The sequence below is a fragment of the Chitinophaga sp. Cy-1792 genome (assembly GCF_011752935.1).
Taxonomy (GTDB): Bacteria; Bacteroidota; Bacteroidia; order Chitinophagales; family Chitinophagaceae; genus Chitinophaga.
Map to the genome: position 1 here is coordinate 1,057,872 of NZ_VWWO01000003.1, position 19,614 is coordinate 1,077,485.

The 19,614-nt window shown below is 45.6% G+C and carries 18 protein-coding genes; 11 read left to right on the plus strand and 7 right to left on the minus strand.

From position 1 onward, the window contains the following. Window positions 1–147 precede the first annotated feature (147 nt). The 3 genes from plsX to F3J22_RS29560 are packed head-to-tail and all read right to left on the minus strand — an operon-like array spanning window position 148 to window position 1,896. The gene (plsX, locus tag F3J22_RS29550; protein ID WP_167021572.1) at window positions 148–1,098 is read right to left on the minus strand and encodes a phosphate acyltransferase PlsX; all 951 of its coding nucleotides are present in this window, start codon (window positions 1,096–1,098) and stop codon (window positions 148–150) included. A gap of 48 nt (window positions 1,099–1,146) precedes the next feature. Further along, a complete protein-coding gene (gene rpmF / locus F3J22_RS29555) occupies window positions 1,147–1,341 on the minus strand; it encodes a 50S ribosomal protein L32 (RefSeq protein ID WP_073079237.1) in 195 nt (64 codons plus the stop codon). A gap of 12 nt (window positions 1,342–1,353) precedes the next feature. Then, window positions 1,354–1,896: a DUF177 domain-containing protein gene (locus tag F3J22_RS29560; RefSeq protein WP_167021573.1), complete on the minus strand. Its 543-nt coding sequence runs from the start codon at window positions 1,894–1,896 to the stop codon at window positions 1,354–1,356. Between the two features lie 248 nt (window positions 1,897–2,144). Here F3J22_RS29560 and F3J22_RS29565 point away from each other — a divergent pair, with 248 nt between their 5' ends. Further along, window positions 2,145–4,556 carry a PAS domain-containing hybrid sensor histidine kinase/response regulator gene (locus F3J22_RS29565; protein WP_167021574.1) on the plus strand — a complete coding sequence of 804 codons (2,412 nt, stop codon included), beginning with the start codon at window positions 2,145–2,147 and terminating at the stop codon, window positions 4,554–4,556. Window positions 4,557–4,559: 3 nt separating this feature from the next. On the opposite strand, the gene F3J22_RS29570 is transcribed toward F3J22_RS29565, so the two are convergent. Then, window positions 4,560–5,438, minus strand: a complete 879-nt coding sequence (locus F3J22_RS29570; RefSeq protein ID WP_240155235.1) for a fructosamine kinase family protein — start codon at window positions 5,436–5,438, stop codon at window positions 4,560–4,562. Window positions 5,439–5,450: 12 nt separating this feature from the next. Here F3J22_RS29570 and F3J22_RS29575 point away from each other — a divergent pair, with 12 nt between their 5' ends. Next, the gene (locus tag F3J22_RS29575) at window positions 5,451–6,536 is read left to right on the plus strand and encodes a DUF3810 domain-containing protein (protein ID WP_167021576.1); all 1,086 of its coding nucleotides are present in this window, start codon (window positions 5,451–5,453) and stop codon (window positions 6,534–6,536) included. A gap of 8 nt (window positions 6,537–6,544) precedes the next feature. Here the strand turns inward: F3J22_RS29575 and F3J22_RS29580 are convergent, their stop codons facing one another. Further along, window positions 6,545–7,492 (minus strand): arginase, encoded by a 948-nt coding sequence (locus F3J22_RS29580; protein WP_167021577.1) that lies wholly within the window; start codon window positions 7,490–7,492, stop codon window positions 6,545–6,547. A gap of 242 nt (window positions 7,493–7,734) precedes the next feature. Here F3J22_RS29580 and F3J22_RS29585 point away from each other — a divergent pair, with 242 nt between their 5' ends. The 4 genes from F3J22_RS29585 to F3J22_RS29600 all read left to right on the plus strand — a co-directional run bounded on the left by F3J22_RS29585 (window position 7,735) and on the right by F3J22_RS29600 (window position 12,013). Next, window positions 7,735–8,874, plus strand: coding sequence for an acyl-CoA dehydrogenase (locus tag F3J22_RS29585; protein WP_167021578.1), 1,140 nt, complete (start codon window positions 7,735–7,737; stop codon window positions 8,872–8,874). A gap of 251 nt (window positions 8,875–9,125) precedes the next feature. Then, complete coding sequence (locus F3J22_RS29590; RefSeq protein WP_167021579.1) at window positions 9,126–9,812, plus strand: YggS family pyridoxal phosphate-dependent enzyme; 687 nt, start codon at window positions 9,126–9,128, stop codon at window positions 9,810–9,812. Window positions 9,813–9,830: 18 nt separating this feature from the next. Then, window positions 9,831–11,069, plus strand: coding sequence for a TlpA disulfide reductase family protein (locus F3J22_RS29595; RefSeq protein WP_167021580.1), 1,239 nt, complete (start codon window positions 9,831–9,833; stop codon window positions 11,067–11,069). Window positions 11,070–11,707: 638 nt separating this feature from the next. Further along, window positions 11,708–12,013: a YtxH domain-containing protein gene (locus F3J22_RS29600; protein WP_167021581.1), complete on the plus strand. Its 306-nt coding sequence runs from the start codon at window positions 11,708–11,710 to the stop codon at window positions 12,011–12,013. 108 nt (window positions 12,014–12,121) lie between these two features. On the opposite strand, the gene F3J22_RS29605 is transcribed toward F3J22_RS29600, so the two are convergent. Next, on the minus strand, window positions 12,122–12,841 hold the full coding sequence (locus tag F3J22_RS29605; protein WP_167021582.1) for an SRPBCC family protein: 720 nt from the start codon (window positions 12,839–12,841) through the stop codon (window positions 12,122–12,124). 175 nt (window positions 12,842–13,016) lie between these two features. Here F3J22_RS29605 and F3J22_RS29610 point away from each other — a divergent pair, with 175 nt between their 5' ends. Then, on the plus strand, window positions 13,017–13,859 hold the full coding sequence (locus F3J22_RS29610; RefSeq protein WP_167021583.1) for a DUF1080 domain-containing protein: 843 nt from the start codon (window positions 13,017–13,019) through the stop codon (window positions 13,857–13,859). A 122-nt stretch (window positions 13,860–13,981) separates the two neighbouring features. Here F3J22_RS29610 and F3J22_RS29615 read toward each other — a convergent pair whose 3' ends face one another. Then, complete coding sequence (locus F3J22_RS29615) at window positions 13,982–15,727, minus strand: DUF885 domain-containing protein (protein WP_167021584.1); 1,746 nt, start codon at window positions 15,725–15,727, stop codon at window positions 13,982–13,984. A gap of 222 nt (window positions 15,728–15,949) precedes the next feature. Between F3J22_RS29615 and F3J22_RS29620 the strand changes: the two genes are divergently transcribed. The 4 genes from F3J22_RS29620 (at window position 15,950) to F3J22_RS29635 (ending at window position 19,576) form a co-directional block, all read left to right on the plus strand. Further along, window positions 15,950–16,660, plus strand: coding sequence for an RNA ligase family protein (locus F3J22_RS29620; RefSeq protein ID WP_167021585.1), 711 nt, complete (start codon window positions 15,950–15,952; stop codon window positions 16,658–16,660). After that, window positions 16,629–17,753 (plus strand): AAA family ATPase, encoded by a 1,125-nt coding sequence (locus F3J22_RS29625; RefSeq protein WP_240155236.1) that lies wholly within the window; start codon window positions 16,629–16,631, stop codon window positions 17,751–17,753. The genes F3J22_RS29620 and F3J22_RS29625 overlap by 32 nt, the downstream gene beginning before the upstream one ends. 102 nt (window positions 17,754–17,855) lie before the next feature. Further along, a complete protein-coding gene (locus tag F3J22_RS29630; protein WP_167021586.1) occupies window positions 17,856–18,395 on the plus strand; it encodes an RNA polymerase sigma-70 factor in 540 nt (179 codons plus the stop codon). Window positions 18,396–18,457: 62 nt separating this feature from the next. Continuing rightward, on the plus strand, window positions 18,458–19,576 hold the full coding sequence (locus F3J22_RS29635) for a FecR family protein (RefSeq protein WP_167021587.1): 1,119 nt from the start codon (window positions 18,458–18,460) through the stop codon (window positions 19,574–19,576). The last annotated feature ends 38 nt before the right edge of the window (window positions 19,577–19,614 follow it).

Consider the following 19,614-nt stretch of genomic DNA (forward strand, 5'->3'; position numbering starts at 1 on the left):
AAACGGCCCCCACCGCAGGTGGGGGCCGTTTTCCTTTTCAGCCGGTGCCGAAGGCATCGGCTGAAAAGGAAAAACGATAAAATGCATTTAAACAAAAAGGCGTCTCTACGCGGTAGAGACGCCTTTTTTGAAATATTTTTAGCAGGATTACGCTTCTTCTTTCTTAAAGCTGGCGGTAATCTTTTCCAACAGTTTAGATTGTTGCATCTGCTGTGCGAGCAAAATCATGTTTTTGAAGGCGAGTGCCTGAGAAATACCATGACCGATAATTACAGGTTTGGAAACACCGAGGACCGGGGTACCGCCGTAAGTTTCAGAGTCAAACTTATTAATGTATTCGTCATTGATACCGCGTCTGTGGGCGATTTCATGGAATGACTCAGCCATTTTAAGTATGATATTTCCGGTAAAACCTTCACAAACAATTACATCGGCTTTTTTGCTGAAGATATCTCTACCTTCGATATTTCCGACGAAATTAATTTGTTTGTTTTCTTTTAATAACGGATAAGTGGCCTGTGCGAGTAAGTTGCCCTTTCCTTCTTCTTCACCGATATTCAGTAAACCAACTTTAGGGTTGGGAACATTCAGGATGTTCTGGGAATATAGGGAGCCTAGGATGGCAAACTGCGACAGGTTTTCTGGTTTGCAGTCGGCGTTGATACCCACATCGAGCAGCACTCCGTATGAGCCGTCTTCGCGGGGAACAAGAGTAGATATCGTAGGACGTTGCACCCCTTCAATTCCTTTAATAGAATAATAGGTACCTACCATCATCGCTCCGGTATTACCGGCGCTGATGAAAGCATCTACCTTTTCATTCTTTAAAAGATGGAAACCAATTGAAATAGAAGACTGAGGCTTCTCCTTCAGTGCCTTGGTAGGGTGTTCATTCATCCCGATTATCTGAGATGAATGAACAACTGAATATTTTGATTGGTCCAGCTGTGCATCAGCAAGAAGTGGAGTGAGTTGTTCCTCATCTCCAATCAATACCAGGTGCACATCAGATGCAACTGTATCTAAATATAATTTTACTCCTTTTACTGCTTCTGTGGGGGCGAAGTCGCCACCCATCATATCAAGCCCGATTCTCATGTAACTCAAGTTTGTTCTTGTTAGCTCGGGTAAAATTAGTAAAATTTCTTATTTAGCAGCGCTCTGTTTTTCCAACACTACTTTTCCTTTGTAGTACAGTTTGTTTTCTACCCAATGAGCACGGTGTCTCAGGTGCACTTCTCCGGTTGCGCTGTCTGTGCTTAATGTATCCGCTACCGCCTTATAATGCGTTCTTCTCTTTGCTGATCTTTGCTGAGAATGTCTGCGTTTAGGATTTGGCATTTTATTTAATTTTTAATTGTCCTTAAATTTATCCAACCCTTTCCAGATTGGGTTATCGTTCTCTTTAGCCTGCTGGTTCATTTTTTCCAGCATTTCTATCACCTTTGGATTACATCCGCTTTTGCCTTCGGCATCCGCGGGATGTATATGCTGCATCGGAATACTCAGATGTATAAATTCATAAATCAGATTGGCCACATTAAAATGGGACTCTGTTCTCGAAATATACGTCACTTCCGGGTCTTCCTCACTCTCCGTCATCTCTTCCGGATTATCTACCAGCTTAACTACCTGGTTGAAATCATCCCACAACTGCAGCTCGAATGGCTCACCACAACGGTCACATGTAACTGTCATCGTACCGCCAATCTCGAATTTCAGCAGAAAAAAACTGCTTTTCTTGTCAAACGTCACATTAACCGTAGCCTTACAATTCGTAAATTCTCTCGGTTCCTCGAAGTTCTCAAAGAAACTCTCATCCACCTCGTACTGAAATGAGTGCGCCCCAGGTTTTAATCCTACAAAGGCTATGTCAAAATCGCGGAGTGGTTTCATATCAATATCCTCACTTTTAGAGGGATGCAAAGGTAATTAAATATTTGCAATTGCAAAAATTTCCTAAATTTGTTCACTATTGATATTATTTTTATATATATATTTATATAATAAAATATCGGCCATATTTCAATTGTACGGCAACTATAGCGGTTCACAAAGGTAACTGATAATATTGGTATTCCACCGCCATTTTACCGTAAAGTAATGATTTATTGAAAACCCGTAGTCCCCTATTCCATCAAAAGATGAAGTCCAGAGGAAAAGAAGCAAAATTCACAACTGCTCAGTCAACCGGTATGCCCAAGCGCACCCCGGACCTGTTTTCCATGCCCATCAACGCCTGGCTGAAGAACTCCAGCGCCGGAATACTGGTGACCAACGAAAAATACCGCTGCATCTGGATAAACGATATACTACGCAGTCATATCGGGGATATCATCCCACATAATGCTTCCTACTCCCAGATGATAGCCACCCTGGCGCCCATGCTCGCCGAGCCGGCGGCCTTCCACAAACAACTTAAAATTCTCCGCAGAGATAAAAAACCATGGTTCGGTTGGGAAATACCCTTCGCCGACGGCCAGTTCCGCGAAGTAACCCATCTGCCCATCTTCCACGGTGAAACTTTTATGGGTTCCATCTGGCAGATCGTAGATATCACCCGCCGCAGAAGTGTTATGGAGGAAATCAGGTTCAACGAAGAGAAATTCCGCGTAATCCTGAACAACCTCAACGCTGCCATGTGCGAAACCGATCTGGAAGGAAATATTACCCAGGTATATGAGAGCTTCTGTCGCCTCTCCGGCTACCGTGAAGACGAACTCATCGGCCGTAACCTGACCGAAATATTCGTGCCGGCAGATAACCGGAATTTTGCCCATGCACTGCGAAAAAGGCGCATGGATACCAACCAGCCACTGCTGTACGACCTGGAGGTGGTTCTGAAAGATGGCTCCAAACGATGGGTGCTCTGCAGCTCTGCCAACGTATACGACCGCAAAGGAAATATTACCGGCGGCGCCGCTGTACATATGGACATCACCCGGCAGAAAATGCTCCAGCAGGACCTTGAAAACGCCCGCCACGCCGCCGAAGAAGCAAGGCAGGCCCAAAAGGAATTCCTCGCCAGCATGAGCCACGAAATACGTACACCACTCAATGCCATCATTGGCATGGCACACCTCCTCGAGGAAACTCACCTCGACGCCCAGCAAAGGGAATATATCAACCTCCTCAAACATTCTTCCGGTATACTGCTGGGTATTGTCAGTGATATTCTGGATATTTCCCGGATAGAAGCCGGGGAACTCCGCGTAAACCCGCGGGAATTCCACCTGAGAGAACTGATACAATCGCTCCGACATACCTTTGAACTTAAGCTGGGCCGGAAGCCAATCAAAATTACGGCGGAGGTAGATCCTGCTATCAACACCTGGCTCATCGGAGATGATATGCTGCTGAACCAAATACTACTCAATTTGTTAGGAAATGCAGAGAAGTTTACCACCGAAGGACAAATTGCAGTAAGGGTATACCAGGAAAGCTGGCAGAATAACAAGGTCTGGATCAGCTTTCGCGTCTGTGATACAGGGATCGGCATCAAAAAAGACAAACTGGAACTCATCTTTCAAAACTATAAACAGGCAGAAGGGGATATCAGGGAAAAATATGGCGGCACCGGACTGGGCCTGGCTATCGCCAAACAACTGGTGGAACTGCAGGGCGGAAATATCGCTATTGAAGAAATGCCCGGCTTTCAAACCGTTTTTTGCTTTAACATGCCCTACATGGATACGGGCAAACCACTCGCAGCGGGTAAACGCAAGCCTGGAAGGATCCCCAGGAATCAGACCTTCGAAAATGCAAGTCTCCTGGTAGTGGAGGATAATCAAATGAACCTCCGGTATATCATGAGTCTGCTCCAGAAGTACAAAATCAATTACTGCGTGGCCACGAATGGGCCGGATGCCTCCTGGTTCCTGGAGTCAAAACATTTTGACCTGATTCTGATGGATATCAGGATACCAGGCATGAACGGACTGGAGCTGGCACAACGTATCCGGGCTGATGAGGCAATGCCCAACGTAGCTACTCCCGTTATCGCCACCACAGCTGTTGCCCTGGAAAGTACCGCCGCTATGGCACGCGCCGCGGGGATTACAGATATACTCACCAAGCCTTACACGCCGGACCAGCTGCTACAGCTGTTCCACAAATATTTAAACGAAGACGAAACCGAACTTATAATGGAAGAAGTACAAAATATCAGTGGATACGATTTTAGCCCCGATCTGAATGTTCAGTTTCTGAACGGCCTGTATGAAAATAATATCTCGTATGCGGCAGATCTGTTCGAGATCTTCCTCCGTATCATCAAGGATGAACTGGGCAAAATACGGGAACTACTGGATAATGACGACTGGTCTAACATGAAATTCAGTCTGCATAAGCTGAAACCTAACTTTGCTATGGTGGGCCTGACCTGGATTACGGAAAATGTACAGGTACTGGAAAGCCTCCTCAATGAAAAAGATATTAATAAGGCGGACATAGAAAACCGCTACAATGAAATAGTAACATCGCTGGAAAAGTATTATCCTGTCGTGAATGCAGAATACGAGAAAATGCGCAAATACATTGAAGTAAACGGACTGTGACCGTTAATATGCGGCTAAAACCTCCCTCACACTACTGTAGTAATTCCCTCCAAACAATATAGTATGCACCAGCAACGGGTATAACTGGCATATGCCGATACGTTCCTGCCATCCTGGTACTAATGGATAGATGGATTGATATGCATAGTAAAAACGGGTGTCGAAACCACCGAAGAGCCTTGTCATGGCAAGGTCCATTTCCCTGTGCCCGTAATACACGGCCGGGTCGTAAATACAGGCCCTGCCATCATTGCCGATCATAAAATTGCCCGACCACAGGTCGCCATGCAGCAAAGCCGGCTGCTCTGCCGGGAATAAACGGGGCAGCTGCCTGCAAAGGCGTTCCATCTGCTTTACAGTCTGCTGTTCAATGATTTTTTTATCATATGCCAGCCGGGTCAGGGGCATCAGCCTGTTGAATGCATAAAACACAGGCCAGTTGCTATAAGGTGTATTGTATTGCTTTAAGGTGCCGATATAATTGGGTACCGGATAACCAAAATGTGGTTGGGTAATCAGGTGCTGTCGTGCCAGCCCTGCCGCAAAATTCTCCCAGAAATCACTCACCGCAACGCCTTTCTGGATAAATTCCATCAGCAAATAACTCTTGTCGGCCACGGTGCCCGTAGCCAGCGGCTTGGGTACCGACAGCGCATATGCCGCACGCAGCTCCTGTAACCCGCTGAATTCCTGCTGGAATAAATCGGGATACTGCGCTGTATTATTCAGTTTCAGGAAAAAATAACCCTCATTCGTGGCTATACGAAATGTTTCATTAATATCACCACCGCTGACACTTTTTGCATCATTAATGTGTATTTTCACCTGTAGTTTTTCAGATAAGGCTCCGCCAAGTTTTATTTGTAAAGATTCATCTATCATGATTCTTTCTGTATGGAATTAAATACCAAAATTAGAATAAAGGTTGTCCGTATTGTACTAACACTTACGGCTATACTGTTGTTAAAAGGATTAATGGTCTGGAGTTACCGCTTCGAAAATTTTTACTTCTATGGGTGGTATAAGTGGACCAGCGTAGCTTTTAGACAAGTCATGGGTATAGTGCCTTTCAGTGTTGGCGACGTAATATATGCAGCATGGATTATAACAGGAATAATTTATTTGTTAAAACTATGTTATAAACTCTTTACCCTGGCCTGGGCAGACACGCTACTGCTGCTCATAAAGGGTGTTCATAACCTCCTCAAACTCTACCTGGCCTTTCTCGTGCTATGGGGCCTGAACTACGACAGGCAGCCACTCCCCGACGATACCGGCCTGGCACCGCAAAGATACAACACACAACAACTCTGGCAGCTAGCAGATACTTTATTATTAAAAGTAAATCAGGAAAAGTTTAACCTGGGAGATACCCTGAACATCACGATGTCTGATACTTCGGGTATCCCGCTGTTTACCAGGGCTAAGCTGGCTTATGATAATGCATCGCAGCGCTGGCCTGCCTTCCGCTACCGCGCCGGTTGCGTGAAGGCCTCCCTGTATGGCCGCTGGATCAACTATATGGGTATTACCGGCTACCTGAACCCCTGGAGCCTCGAAGCACAGGTAAATATGACCACACCGCCGGTATTGCTGCCCTATACTACCTGCCATGAAATAGCCCACCAGCTGGGTTATGCGCCGGAGGAAGATGCTAATTTCGTAGGGTACCTGGCAGCCAGCAATGCTGCGGATAGCCATTTCCGTTATGCCGCCAACCTGGAGATGCTGCTGTACAGCGTCAGACAGCTGGCCTTCCGTGATTCCGTTCTGGCAAAGGATATCTGGTCCAGGGCAGTGCCCGGAGTAAAAGAGGATTATAAGTCCATCGTTGGCTTCTACCGCAGATACGAAGGAAAGGTAGATGATTATTCTGCCATGCTATATGATCAGTACCTGAAAGCAAACAAGCAGGAACAGGGTATACAGAGCTATGCGGATGTAACACGCTGGCTGATAGCATACTATCGTATCCAGTAAAGAAACAGCTAGTTCATCATCAGTACATTTACGCTACGCTGCAGGATGTTGAAGGCTATTTCTGCCATCAGGTTTTCCCTGTCCAGCGTAGGGTTTACTTCTGTAATCTCAAAACAGCAGATTTTACGGTGCTGCATGAATTTGGCAATCAGGTCTTCCGCTTCACGTTCACGTAAACCATTGCTTACAGGAGTGCCCGTACCTTTTGAAATAGAAGAATCCAGGCTATCCACGTCAAACGAAACATAGATATAATCACAATCACTGAGATAACGGAATACTGACCTGGAAATGGCTTCCGGGCCTTTTCTTCTTACCTCGCTGGTCGTAATTACCTTCATGCCATATTGCTTGATCAGGTAATCTTCTTCTTTTTCATAATCTCTCAGGGAGATGAATACAATGTCCTCCGGCAATACCTTCGGTGCGATTTTACCGATGTTTTTCAGTGCATTCCACGTTTTAGCGGCCTGCTCATCGATTTCATGCACTTTACAATCGAGGTTGTCTTCAGCAATGGCAGTAGCCAGCGGCATACCGTGCATATTCCCGGAAGGGGTGGTGTAAGGGGTATGCAGGTCGGCATGGGCATCTATCCAGATGACCCCCAGTTTGGATTTGGGATGTGCCATTTTTAGTCCTGCAATAGTAGCGCCGGCAGTACTGTGGTCGCCGGAGAGTAATACCGGGAACCAGTTTGCCTTTACGGTTTCACAAACACTCTTGCTGATACGCTCGTACATGGTGTACGTACCTTTGATTCTTTTGGCATAAGGAGATTCAATGGGTTCAAATAGCAGCTTGTTTTCTGTTTCGATAGCCTCCGTAGGAAAGTGTACGAAGAAGTTGCTCATGAAATCCAGGGCTGCAATTTTGATAGCGTCTACCCCCAGGCTGGCCCCACGGGTACCCGCACCAATCTCTGACTTAACTTCTATTATCTTGATATTCTTCATAAATAATGAATATACTATACCGGCAAGCTAGTGGATTTTACCTGAACACCCAAGGCAGCTGTCATTGTCCGTATAAAAAACAACGCGGAATTAATAAACTATATCCAACACGCCAGCGTTATTGTATCGATTTATTCAATATTCTTTGTTTTCTGATAGACAACAGTGAATTTTCAGACCTACCCTTTTTTACCTCCTTATTTATAGATAATTTGTGAGAACACACTAAAACACAACTTACAATGGATTATCAACTCACAGAAGAACATCTCATGATCCAGAAAGCGGCGCGGGACTTTGCCATCACAGAACTGCTGCCAGGTGTTATTGAAAGAGATGAAAAACAAATATTCCCAACAGAACAGATTAAGAAACTCGGTGAACTTGGATTCCTGGGAATGATGGTGAGTCCTAAGTATGGCGGAGCCGGACTGGATACCATATCCTACGTGCTGGCCATGGAAGAGATTTCTAAAATCGATGCTTCTGCATCAGTAGTAATGAGTGTTAATAATTCCCTTGTTTGCTGGGGACTGGAAACATTCGGTACAGAAGAGCAGAAACAGAAATACCTGGTGCCGCTGGCCAAAGGAGAAATTATCGGCGCATTTCTGCTTAGTGAGCCTGAAGCCGGCTCTGATGCTACTTCTCAGCGTACCACTGCGGAAGATAAAGGCGACCACTATGTAATCAACGGTACCAAAAACTGGATTACCAATGGTAACTCCGCCAGCGTTTACCTCGTAATTGCACAAACCCATCCGGAGAAGGGTAGTAAAGGTATCAATGCGATAATAGTAGAGAAGAATACACCAGGTGTTACTGTTGGGGCCAAAGAAAATAAACTGGGCATCCGTGGTAGCGATACACACAGTATTATGTTCCAGGATGTAATTGTACCAAAGGAAAACCGTATCGGTGAAGATGGCTTCGGGTTTAAATTTGCCATGAAAACCCTCGCCGGTGGCCGTATTGGTATTGCTTCCCAGGCATTGGGTATTGCAAGCGGCGCGTATGAACTGGCACTGAAATATTCTAAAGAAAGAAAAGCATTCGGTAAAGAAATCTGCCAGCACCAGGCTATCCAGTTCAAACTGGCAGATATGGCCACTAAAATTGAAGCCAGCCGCCTGTTATGCCTCAAAGCTGCATGGGAAAAAGACCATCACCTGGATTATACCCTGAGCGGTTCCATGGCCAAAGTATTTGCTTCCGAAACAGCAATGTGGGTAACTACAGAAGCCGTGCAGGTACACGGTGGTTACGGTTTTGTAAAAGAATACCATGTAGAGCGACTCATGCGTGATGCCAAAATCACACAGATCTATGAAGGTACCTCCGAAGTACAGCGTATCGTTATCAGCCGCGCTATACTCTCTTAAATAGAAACGTCATCCCAATTTTTTACCGGGTATCAGGGGCCGCCGGAGGCGCCCCTGATACCCGGTTTTCCGTTGATGCCTTCGGCATCAACGGAAAACCGGAACAACAACAAAATGCCGGTCATCTCCTTAAAATTGCCTGAACAACAAAACAGAGGTCTTATGTTGCTTTGCTCCTTATGCCTCTTTGCGAGAAAAGAAAAAAGCGCCGCAGGCGCCACCTATGCGCGCAAATAAACTAATTTTGCCCAATGGCAATAAATCTCACCACATACAACCAGGTGCTGCAGCAACTGGCCCCTTATAATGCAAAACTCGTGGCTGTTTCCAAAACAAAGCCCGTAGCAGATATTGAAGCGCTCTATCAGCAAGGACAAAGGATCTTCGGCGAAAACTATGTACAGGAACTGACCGAAAAACAACCGGTATTGCCGGCAGATATTGAATGGCATTTTATCGGTCACCTCCAATCCAATAAAGTTAAATACATCGCTGGCTTCGTTAGTATGGTCCATGCGGTAGACAGCTTTAAGCTGCTGGCAGAAATTAATAAACAGGCCATTAAAAATAATCGTGTCATAAATTGCCTCTTACAGTTGCATATTGCAGAAGAAGAGACTAAATTTGGCCTCGATGAAGGGGAACTCATCCAATTGCTGGACAGCTGGCAACAGCAACAGCAGGAATTCTCAGGCATCCGTATTGCCGGGTTAATGGCAATGGCCACAAATACTTCCAACGAAACCCAGATCCGTAAAGAGTTCCACCAGCTCCAGGAGATATTTGTAAAAGTTAAGGAACGATACTTCGCTTCGCAGGACTACTTTAAAGAACGCTCCACAGGCATGAGTGCCGACTACCAAATTGCATTGGAAGAAGGTAGTACCATGGTACGTATCGGTAGTTTGCTTTTCGGAGAGCGAAACTATAATAAGTAATATTTTAAGGTTAATGCTATGAAGAAATTATGGAGCTGCCTACTGGCAGGATTATCCCTGGCCGCCTGCCAGGCTGGTGGAAAAAAAGACCTGCAGGCCGGTACCTATCAGGCTAAGTTACATCGTAAAGACGGCGCTGATATCGTGTTCAACTTTGAAGTGAAAGATACTGCCGGTCGTAAGGTATTATACGTGCTCAATGCCACCGACAGGCTGCTGGTGGATGAAGTAAAGGTGAACAACGATTCTGTTTTTATTAAGATGCCTTTCTTCGATTCAGATTTTAAAGCAGCCATTGCAAAAGATGGCAGCCTCAATGGTTCCTGGACGCGCCACCTGGCAGATAAGGACGTGAGTATACCTTTTACTGCCATCCCTAACACCACCGAACGATTCCCGCAATACGCGCCTGCAAAAGGCAATGTGAATGGCCGCTGGTCTACCTGGTTCATCGGTAAGGAGAAAAATGATTCTTCCTATGCCATCGGAGAATTCAAACAGAACGGCAATACCGTGCACGGTACTTTCCTGACCAGCACCGGCGACTACCGCTTCCTCGATGGTATCGTTAGTGGCGATACCCTGAAACTCTCTACTTTCGATGGCTCCCATGCTTACCTGTTTACCGCACTGATCAATGCTGATGGCACCCTGCAGGGGATTTTCTATGCCGGTATTGGTGATGGTAAGGAAAACTGGTTTGCACGTAAAGATGAAGCAGCTAAGTTACCGGATGAAACCTCGCTGGTTACTGCAAAACCGGGCGCCGGGCCACTGGAATTCAGTTTCCCTGACCTGAACGGTAATAAAGTATCCCTCAGGGATGATCGTTTCAAAGGCAAGGTGGTAGTTGTTACCCTGATGGGTTCCTGGTGCCCTAACTGCATGGATGAAACCAATTACCTGGCTGAGTGGTACAAAAAGAACCACGACAGGGGAGTGGAGATCATAGGCCTGGCTTATGAGCGTACCACCGATTTTGAGAAGTCTAAGAATAGCCTGAACAGCTTCCTGCACCGTTTCGATGTGCAGTACCCTGTGCTGATTACCGGTGTTACGCCTGGTGATCCTGAAAAGGCCGCTAAAACACTGCCTCAGCTGACGGGTATCAAGGGCTTCCCTACGACTATCTTCATCGACAAAAAAGGTAATGTGTCAGAAGTACACACTGGCTTCAATGGCCCTGGTACAGGCGAACATTATGAAGAATTCAAATATAATTTTAACAGATTGATAGATAAGTTGTTAGCAGAGTAGTTTGGGAAGAATCGCGTTGGACGGACTTTTTAAATAAATTTATTATTTTCGTTTCTTTCAAAAAGTTTTGAAAAGCAAAAAAACCATATTATTTTACTGCTCCGTTTGACTTTATAAATTCCATTATCTACTCGCTTATCTTATCCACATAGCCGGAACGATGTCAAAACGTTGATGTTGTTCCGGCTGTCTTTTTTTAGTTTATGCCATATTGTTAATCCGGCGCAGATAAGCGAAAAGTATAGATAATTATTGAAGTAGTCAGCACAACCAAAACGAACCGATGAACTGACCATTTGCCCGGCTGGTGGCTACTGTCAGGATTTTAGTGATATCAACCAAAAACAGTAGCAGTGGAAAAGGCTGGATGTAATATCTGTTTATCATCTCAATAAAAATATTTCAGAGACACTGGAGATCGCATTAATCATCTGTCAGAAAAAATAATTTATAACATAACATTAAAGGCTATACGAAAAGAAATTTCCCATCAAATTTTTCAATGTTGATTGAATCACTAATTCAGCCTATGTAGTCTATTGGGCCATTCTTGGCCTGATATTTGAAAATTTTGTAGACATCTGTGAAGATGAACTAAGTTCTTTAATCATTTGTTAAACAAATAAAAACCAGTGATTATGTCTACTTTAAAATTTATGGCAGGCGCACTAGCCGGATTCTCTGCCGGCGTACTTATAGGAGTGTTAACCGCACCGGATAGTGGCCAGGGTACCCGCAAAAAAATCAAACACACAGCAGGTAAATGGCGTTACAAAATCAATAAACTTGTTGGAAGAGGCACCGATGATCTCGATGAACTCAAAAACGTCTTCGAGAATGAAGTTAGCGGCCTCAAAGATGATGTTCGGGAAAAAGTTCTTAAACTGATTCAACAGAGTCAGAATTCTTACAATAACTTTAAGAAAGAGGCATTATCACATTAATACATTACGAACAGTGATGGATAAGCAAAAGCAGGCTGCCCGCAACGGACAGCCTGCTTTTTTATAAGATTGTCTTAAAATAGCTTCTGGCAACAATACAGGCTGTACTCAGCTGGCAGTTTCTCCTGTTTCCATAAAATACTTGAACCGGCGGATATCCTGCACCACCATGTTCTCAAAAGCGGCATTCAGCATCCAGGCCAGCCCTGAACCCAGGTAGCCCGCCGGTGCACGGTAGGTCAGCATTACATCTACCGCTGTTCCGCCTCCGGGTAAGTCCATAAACGTAACACGGCCCGCAGTAGCAATAGATGAGCCCGGCAAAGAACGCCACCCCAGAAACTCTCCGGGATACTCCTTTACAATCTCAGCATCCCATTCCAGCGTCCCTAAACCGGCCGGCCCCTTCACCACCCAATGGCTATGCAATGGGTCATACTCCTCTACAGACTGCAAATGCTTCATAAATACCGGCAGATTGTTTAACTGACGCCAGAAATAATACACTTCTTCCCGCGGATTGTCTATCAGAATAGAGGTTCGTATGTTCACCGCCCTGGCATGTCTGTCTGCTTTGCGCTTCCCGAAAAAGCCATTAAAAAGGCCATTCCCGGAAATGCCACGGTACAGTAAATAGCCGGCGCCCAAAAGCCTCGCAAGACTCTGTACCGGCTTCTTATCTACTTTGCTGATCGCTGATCCCAACAGCCAGGCTCCTGAAAATATTGATACGATACGACCTTCAGGACTAACATTTATCAGCGTGGAACTATCATATAACGTTCCTGCCACAGGGGCATTCCCGTTCATCTGGTTGTTAGCATTCATAATCATATTTTGCCTGTATGCCACTAAAACCTTGCAATAATTTAAAGTTCTGATATTTATGTAAATAGATATATTTTTATTTTTATTTTATGTAGAGAGATAGCAACGATGCGTAAAATATTACACAGTTCGCCAACAAGTTTTTTTATTATCTTAACCACCAAACATGGACACAATGAAAAATTTACTCACCACGTTATGCCTGCTGATGAGCATCGGCACCTATGCACAAAAAGAAATCGCACCCGCCAAATGGGTGAAAATGTTCAATGGAAAAGACCTTAAAGACTGGGACATCAAAATAAAAGACCACGACCTGAACGATAATTTTGGTAATACCTTCCGCATAAAAGATGGTTACCTCACCGTTTCCTACGATCAATACAAACAGTTTGATGAACAATACGGGCACATCTTCTATAAAAAAAATTATAGCGCCTACCTGATTGTTGTAGAATACCGCTTTACCGGCGAACAGGTGAAAGGCGGCCCGGGATGGGCTTACCGAAATAGTGGCGTCATGCTGCATGGCCAGCCTGCCGCTACCATGACCAAACACCAGGACTTCCCGATTTCACTGGAAGAACAGCTGTTAGGTGGTAATGGCAAAGATCCGCGTACAAATGCCAATCTCTGCACACCGGGTACCAACGTTGTCATGAACGGAAAACTGATCACTGACCACTGTATCGGCTCCACTTCAAAAACTTTCCACGGCGATCAGTGGGTGCATGTAGAAGCCCTGGTACTGCGCGATTCCGTACTGAAACACATCGTTGGTTCCGACACCGTCCTGGTTTATAACAAACCGCAGATCGGTGGTGGCAATGTCCTCGAACCTGATCCTGCCGTAAAACAGGATGGTAAGCCACTCACAGAAGGTTCTATTTCTTTACAAAGCGAGAGCCATCCGGTACAATTCAGAAGAGTAGAGTTGTTCGATCTGTCGCCGTACATTAATGATCCGGTGAAACTGGATCGTATTATTCGTCAGTTGCAACAACGTAAGAATAAATAATAATACAGCTATTATTGCTCCGAAAAACGGGAAAGGCAGCCAAAGGCTGCCTTTCCCGTTTTTCGGAGCATCCCGCCCCACCGAAGGTGGGGCGGGATGCTCCGGGTAAATCGCTGATAAAATTATTTCAGCATCAGCTGACTAATATATTTAACCGGCGCACTGCCATAGCTCAAAAACGTTTCATTGAAAGTTTTCAGCTTATAGGCATCACCCATTTTCTTCTTATACGCTTCACGCAGGTCAATAATTTCTTTATAACCGGTGAAATAGCTGGTCAGCTGTACGCTGGTAACACTTACACGTCTCCATTTACCTTCTGCTTCCGCCTGTTGCTGGAATGCTTCTTTGGTCAGCAAATGCAGGGCATCTTCCTTACTCATATCTTTCACGTGAACACTGTAATCCAGGATGGTATTGCAAACGGTACGCAGGTTCCATTTGTACCACATCAGCCACATTTCAGGTTCATTGTTGCCATAGCCGTTTTCCAGCATCATCTGTTCGGTGTAAACAGCCCAGCCTTCAATCATGGCGCCATTGCCCATTAAGGATTTAATCAGACTTGGCGACTGGTTCGCATACACCAGCTGAGTATAGTGACCCGGAATAGCTTCGTGTATATCCAGGATCTGTAAAATATACTGGTTGTACTCGCGCAGGTAGCTTTCAGCTCTGTCTTTTGGCCAGCCTTCCAGTGTTCCTACGTTATAATAGGTATTGCCACCTTTATCGTATGGGCCGGGAGAGCTGATGCTGGCACCGGCAACACCAGCCATATAGGCAGGCTCTTTACGTACTACCAGTGGCTTGGACGGATCGATATACAGCAGGTCTTTTTCTTTGATGAAAGAGATCAGCACCGGAATCTGTTTTTCAATAGCCGTCTGGAATTCTTCCGGCTTCACATGTTTCACGGATAAGGTGTCTATCATTCTGCCGATCAGCTCCAGCGAATCAGTTGGCATTGGCGCAGTACCAAAGTATTTGGGCCATAACTGTTTGCTGATACGTGTCATTTCACTATGCACATATTTCTTTCTGGCAATCGCGGAATCGTATATCTGTGCAGCGGTGTAACTGGATTGAATATCGAAGGTGAATTTCTGATCGTATAATTGCTTGCCCAGGCGGAAGCTGCGCGGATGCTCAGGCTTCAGTGCTGTCAGCCATTTGGCATAGTCGCGCATGGCATTGGCCGCAAGGGTGGCGCGGGCAACCATTTCTTTTTGTTCTGCAGCAGGAATAGCAGATTTTTTGAGAGAGTCTGCGAAATCTTTATCCAGTACGGGAGCGCCGCCATTATTCTGCTCTATGGCCAGCTGCTGTAATTCAGGAACAGGATTTTTGATCTGTGCCTTAGCTGCTTCATAATATGCCGGAACATTGGTCAGGCGGGCATAAAAGCTACGCAGCCTGGTATCCAGTGGTGCATAGTTTTCGTTGAGAATGGTAGCGAAAGTATTGCTGACATTGAATGAAGAAGGGTCCCATTCATTGCTTTTCTCTTCGTTGATACGCCATGAAACGCTCTTGAGATAGTTCTCTATCAGTTGAAAATCGATCTGATTGGAAGGTGTGAGCTTAGTCAGTTCATAGGATTTCAGGGAATCCAGGTGACGTTTGGTAAAGGCCAGCGCTTTATTGCTGGCGGCACTGTCGGGTACAATCAGTACGGTGTCATACTTGTGGAAGCCTACACTGGTAGCCCAGTCCGGGTTTTGTTTCCACAGGTCATCTATGAATTGCTGCTCATAATTATTAAAGGCAACATTCAGGGTACTGTCTACTGTACCGCTGGTGCCGCTGCCGTTGTGGCAAGCAGCAAATGTGGCCGCAGTGGCAGCGCAAAACAATAATTTTCTCATCGCAGATAAAGTTGTTTTTAAAGGCTCTCTAAGATAACATTTTACAGGCTTTCCGCAGCAGGATCCTACAGGGATGGTAATTTTTTATATCTTTGCAACGTATTAATTTATATAAACTGCAAAAAATTGAGCCATGTAATTGCACAGGCATATTAATCTTCGCTTAGCCGTTCCATTCCGGGACAGGCCTGTGTTTTTATTGTTTATTAAACCCCTTGCAACATGGCAGTTTCACAGAAATATGGCCGTACCTGGCATTACCCGTTTTCTCCGGGTACCACCAGCGACGACCGCATACAAGATAATTACTGGGATTATCTGAAAGATATTCCCACCATTATACATACCGAAAAACTGGACGGAGAGAATAATTGCCTGTCCAGGTACGGTGTATTTGCACGCTCACATGCTGCGCCCACTACTTCCGCCTGGACTACCACCATCCGCCAGTATTGGGAACGCATCCGGCATGATTTAGGCAACCTGGAAGTTTTCCTGGAAAACCTTTATGCCGTGCATTCTATTGAATATAAACACCTGGACCATCACTTTTATGTGTTTGGTATCCGGGAACATGACAGATGGCTTGGCTGGGAAGAAACCTGCTTCTATGCTGCCATGCTCGACCTGCCAACAGTGCCTGTGCTGGCAACCGTGACACCGCCGGCCACCCGCGCTGCCTTTGAAGCAGCAACGCTGTCGCTGGTGCAGGGCCGCGGCACTTTTGATCCGCACGACGCAGCAGATGGGTCGCCCGTAACCATGGAGGGGATTGTATCCCGCAATATAAATGGTTACAGTACCACCGACTTCGCACAAAATGTTTTTAAATATGTGCGTAAAGGTCATGTTAAAACAGATCAGCACTGGACCCGCCACTGGCGCCGTGCTAAATTAAATTATGAAGGAGGTAATTATGTGGACCATCGATAATAACAAGTCCTGGGATCATCTTACTAAAACATATTACTGGGTAGCACGTATGGCCGAAGTGCCACAAAGTCCGGTGCACCATGCAGAAGGTAACGTGAATGTGCACACGCAAATGGTACTGGAAGCACTGGTATCGCTGCCTGCATTTCAGGAGCTGCCACCACAGCAACAGGAAATCCTGTGGGCAGCAGCATTGTTGCATGACGTGGAAAAATACAGTACAACCGTTACCCTGCCTGATGGTACGATTACATCGCCTGGTCATAGCCGTAAAGGGGAAATGACCACCCGGCAGATATTATATACGGAGATAAAAACACCGTTGCTGATAAGAGAGCAGATCGCGAAGCTGGTTAGGTATCACGGCCTGCCCATCTGGTTATTTGATAAAACTGACCCGGTGAAAGCATTGATCAGCGCCAGTCTGGAAGTAGATACGCGACTGCTGGCACTGCTGGCCCGCGCCGATGCGCTGGGGCGAATCTGCCAGGACCAGGCAGACCTGCTGTACCGGATAGACTGCTTCGAGGCATTAGCCCGGGAGCAACACTGCTGGGGACAACCACGACAATTTGAAACTACGCAGGCAAAGATGCATTATCTCACCCGCCACGACGCCGGCCCGGATTATGTTCCTTTTCCGACGCAGGGCAGCGAAGTGGTACTGATGAGTGGCCTGCCTGGCGCAGGGAAAGATACCTGGGTGCAACGTCATTATAAAGACTGGCCAGTGATATCGCTGGATGATATCCGAAGGCAGAATGGGATCTCACCAACTGATAAAAGCGGCAATGGTACTGTTATTCAGGAAGCAAAGGAGCTGGCCAGAACGTATCTGCGCAAAGGGCAGCATTTCGTATGGAACGCTACCAATATTACGCGGCAGATGCGCGAACAGCTGATCGCATTGTTTATGACATACGATGCCAAAGTAACGGTAGTATATATAGAAGTACCCGCCGCAAAACTGCTGCAGCAAAATAATCAGCGGGAGCACATCGTTCCCGCAAATGCAATGCTGCACCTGATAAATAAGCTGGAAGTGCCTGTCAGCACGGAAGCTCATGAGATTAGGTATGTTTTTGACGATTGAGTGGTAACGTTATGGTTACTGACGAATAATTATTATCTTGTCGGCCGGTGACCCTGTCACCGTAACCGGAATAAGTTAATACTATTGTCAACCAAAACTACAGTGAATATACAGCAGCCTCCCTTTTCGCTGGCCGATTACGAACTATTATTCAAGGCGCATGTACGGCACCTCAGGGTAGTTGCGTTCAGTATGGTGAAGGACGTGGATGCAGCCAAGGATATTGTGCAGGAATTTTATGTAAAATTCTGGGAGATACAACACAAAGTTGTATTGGATACTGGTTTTGAAGCCTACGCAGTAAGGGCAGTAAAAAATCGCTGTCTCAACTATCTGGAACAAAAAGCTGTAGCGGCCAGACATGAACTGGCTTATTCAGATCTTCATCCTGAACAGGATCCGACAGGCATTAACCGTGAGGATTATTATATTAAAATAGCCGCTGCTATGGCAAAAATGCCGGAGCAGCGGCTAAAGGTATTCAGGCTAAGTACCCTGGAAGGATTTAAATACACCGAAATCGCGGAGCAGCTGGATATTTCCGTGAATACCGTAAAATTTCATATCAAGGCGGCTTACGCTTTCCTGCGCCAGGAGTGCCTTTTGCTGCTAATAACGCTGTTATTATCATTGCCCCGATAATTTTTTTTGCAGATGACCTACCCTTTTTTTAAACCCGCCTGTCTATTCTTATAACGGTGCATATGGACGAACAAAATATTGATCATCCCGAATGGGATAAATTGGCCGACAGGCTGGAGCAGACAGGCGGAGATAACCACCCGCATGATCCGCTGTTCGCTGCATGGAAAGCGTTGAAGGAGGATGCCGCTGCTGTACAACAGCTCACCAATATAGATGATGAAGCAGAATGGCAACAGTTGCGGTCATCGTTGCAGGTACCTGTACGAAGGAGCATCATTAATATAAGCGTTCGCGCAGCCGCTGCTGCAGCAGTATTGCTGCTGGTAGCTACCGGCAGCTGGTATTATATGAAACCCCGGCCACAGGTAGCAGAAGTAGCAGCAAAACAAACTGCACCCAATGCCGTCATGCTGATCAATGGCTCTGGGAAAGAAATCCGGTTGGATACCTTACATCAGCTGCAGGAAAAAAATGGCGCCAGCCTCGTAGCGGCTAACAATTCATTACAGTATAATGCTACTGAAAAAGCCGCAGAAACAGTTTATAATACAGTGATTGTACCGCGTGGTATGAACTATAAACTGGTATTGTCTGATGGCTCACAGGTATGGCTAAACGCAGATTCCCGCATCGAATTTCCGGTAGTATTTCCTGCCGGTAGCAGGAGTGTGAAAGTAAGCGGAGAATGTTATTTCAGTATAGTTGCAAATGCCGCAGCACCTTTTGAGGTAGCCGCAGGAAATATGGACATAAAGGTATTGGGAACCACCTTTAATGTCAGTACCTACGACAGCCATATTCTGGCAACGCTGGAGTCGGGCCGCATCGCAGTAAAGGGTGGGGGAGAGATGATGACATTGTCACCTGGTCAGCAGGTTAGTCTGAAGCAGGAAAAATTAAGTATAAAGGACGTAGATACAGACCAGTTTACTTCGTGGAGAAATGGTATACTGATTTTTGAGAATCAGACCCTGGAAGTAATAATGAATCGCTTATGCAGAGAGTATGATTATGAAGTCACCTTTAGTAATCAGCAAATAAAAGAATTAAGGTTTACAGGAAATCTGGAGAAAACAAAAAACATTGCCGACGTGCTGACATATATAGAACAGATTACTGATGTAAAATTCAGTATCAATCAAAACCAACGACATGTAACTGTAAAATCAACCAATTAAAAAAAACGGGCCAGTGACATGGCCCGTTACATTCTTGT

Coding starts and splice junctions, on each gene's coding strand:
- plsX (WP_167021572.1), bottom strand. CDS start 1,098: ATGAGAATCGGGCTTGATATGATGGGTGGCGACTTCGCCCCCACAGAA.
- rpmF (WP_073079237.1), bottom strand. CDS start 1,341: ATGCCAAATCCTAAACGCAGACATTCTCAGCAAAGATCAGCAAAGAGA.
- F3J22_RS29560 (WP_167021573.1), bottom strand. CDS start 1,896: ATGAAACCACTCCGCGATTTTGACATAGCCTTTGTAGGATTAAAACCT.
- F3J22_RS29565 (WP_167021574.1), top strand. CDS start 2,145: ATGAAGTCCAGAGGAAAAGAAGCAAAATTCACAACTGCTCAGTCAACC.
- F3J22_RS29570 (WP_240155235.1), bottom strand. CDS start 5,438: ATGATAGATGAATCTTTACAAATAAAACTTGGCGGAGCCTTATCTGAA.
- F3J22_RS29575 (WP_167021576.1), top strand. CDS start 5,451: ATGGAATTAAATACCAAAATTAGAATAAAGGTTGTCCGTATTGTACTA.
- F3J22_RS29580 (WP_167021577.1), bottom strand. CDS start 7,492: ATGAAGAATATCAAGATAATAGAAGTTAAGTCAGAGATTGGTGCGGGT.
- F3J22_RS29585 (WP_167021578.1), top strand. CDS start 7,735: ATGGATTATCAACTCACAGAAGAACATCTCATGATCCAGAAAGCGGCG.
- F3J22_RS29590 (WP_167021579.1), top strand. CDS start 9,126: ATGGCAATAAATCTCACCACATACAACCAGGTGCTGCAGCAACTGGCC.
- F3J22_RS29595 (WP_167021580.1), top strand. CDS start 9,831: ATGAAGAAATTATGGAGCTGCCTACTGGCAGGATTATCCCTGGCCGCC.
- F3J22_RS29600 (WP_167021581.1), top strand. CDS start 11,708: ATGTCTACTTTAAAATTTATGGCAGGCGCACTAGCCGGATTCTCTGCC.
- F3J22_RS29605 (WP_167021582.1), bottom strand. CDS start 12,841: ATGAATGCTAACAACCAGATGAACGGGAATGCCCCTGTGGCAGGAACG.
- F3J22_RS29610 (WP_167021583.1), top strand. CDS start 13,017: ATGAAAAATTTACTCACCACGTTATGCCTGCTGATGAGCATCGGCACC.
- F3J22_RS29615 (WP_167021584.1), bottom strand. CDS start 15,727: ATGAGAAAATTATTGTTTTGCGCTGCCACTGCGGCCACATTTGCTGCT.
- F3J22_RS29620 (WP_167021585.1), top strand. CDS start 15,950: ATGGCAGTTTCACAGAAATATGGCCGTACCTGGCATTACCCGTTTTCT.
- F3J22_RS29625 (WP_240155236.1), top strand. CDS start 16,629: ATGAAGGAGGTAATTATGTGGACCATCGATAATAACAAGTCCTGGGAT.
- F3J22_RS29635 (WP_167021587.1), top strand. CDS start 18,458: ATGGACGAACAAAATATTGATCATCCCGAATGGGATAAATTGGCCGAC.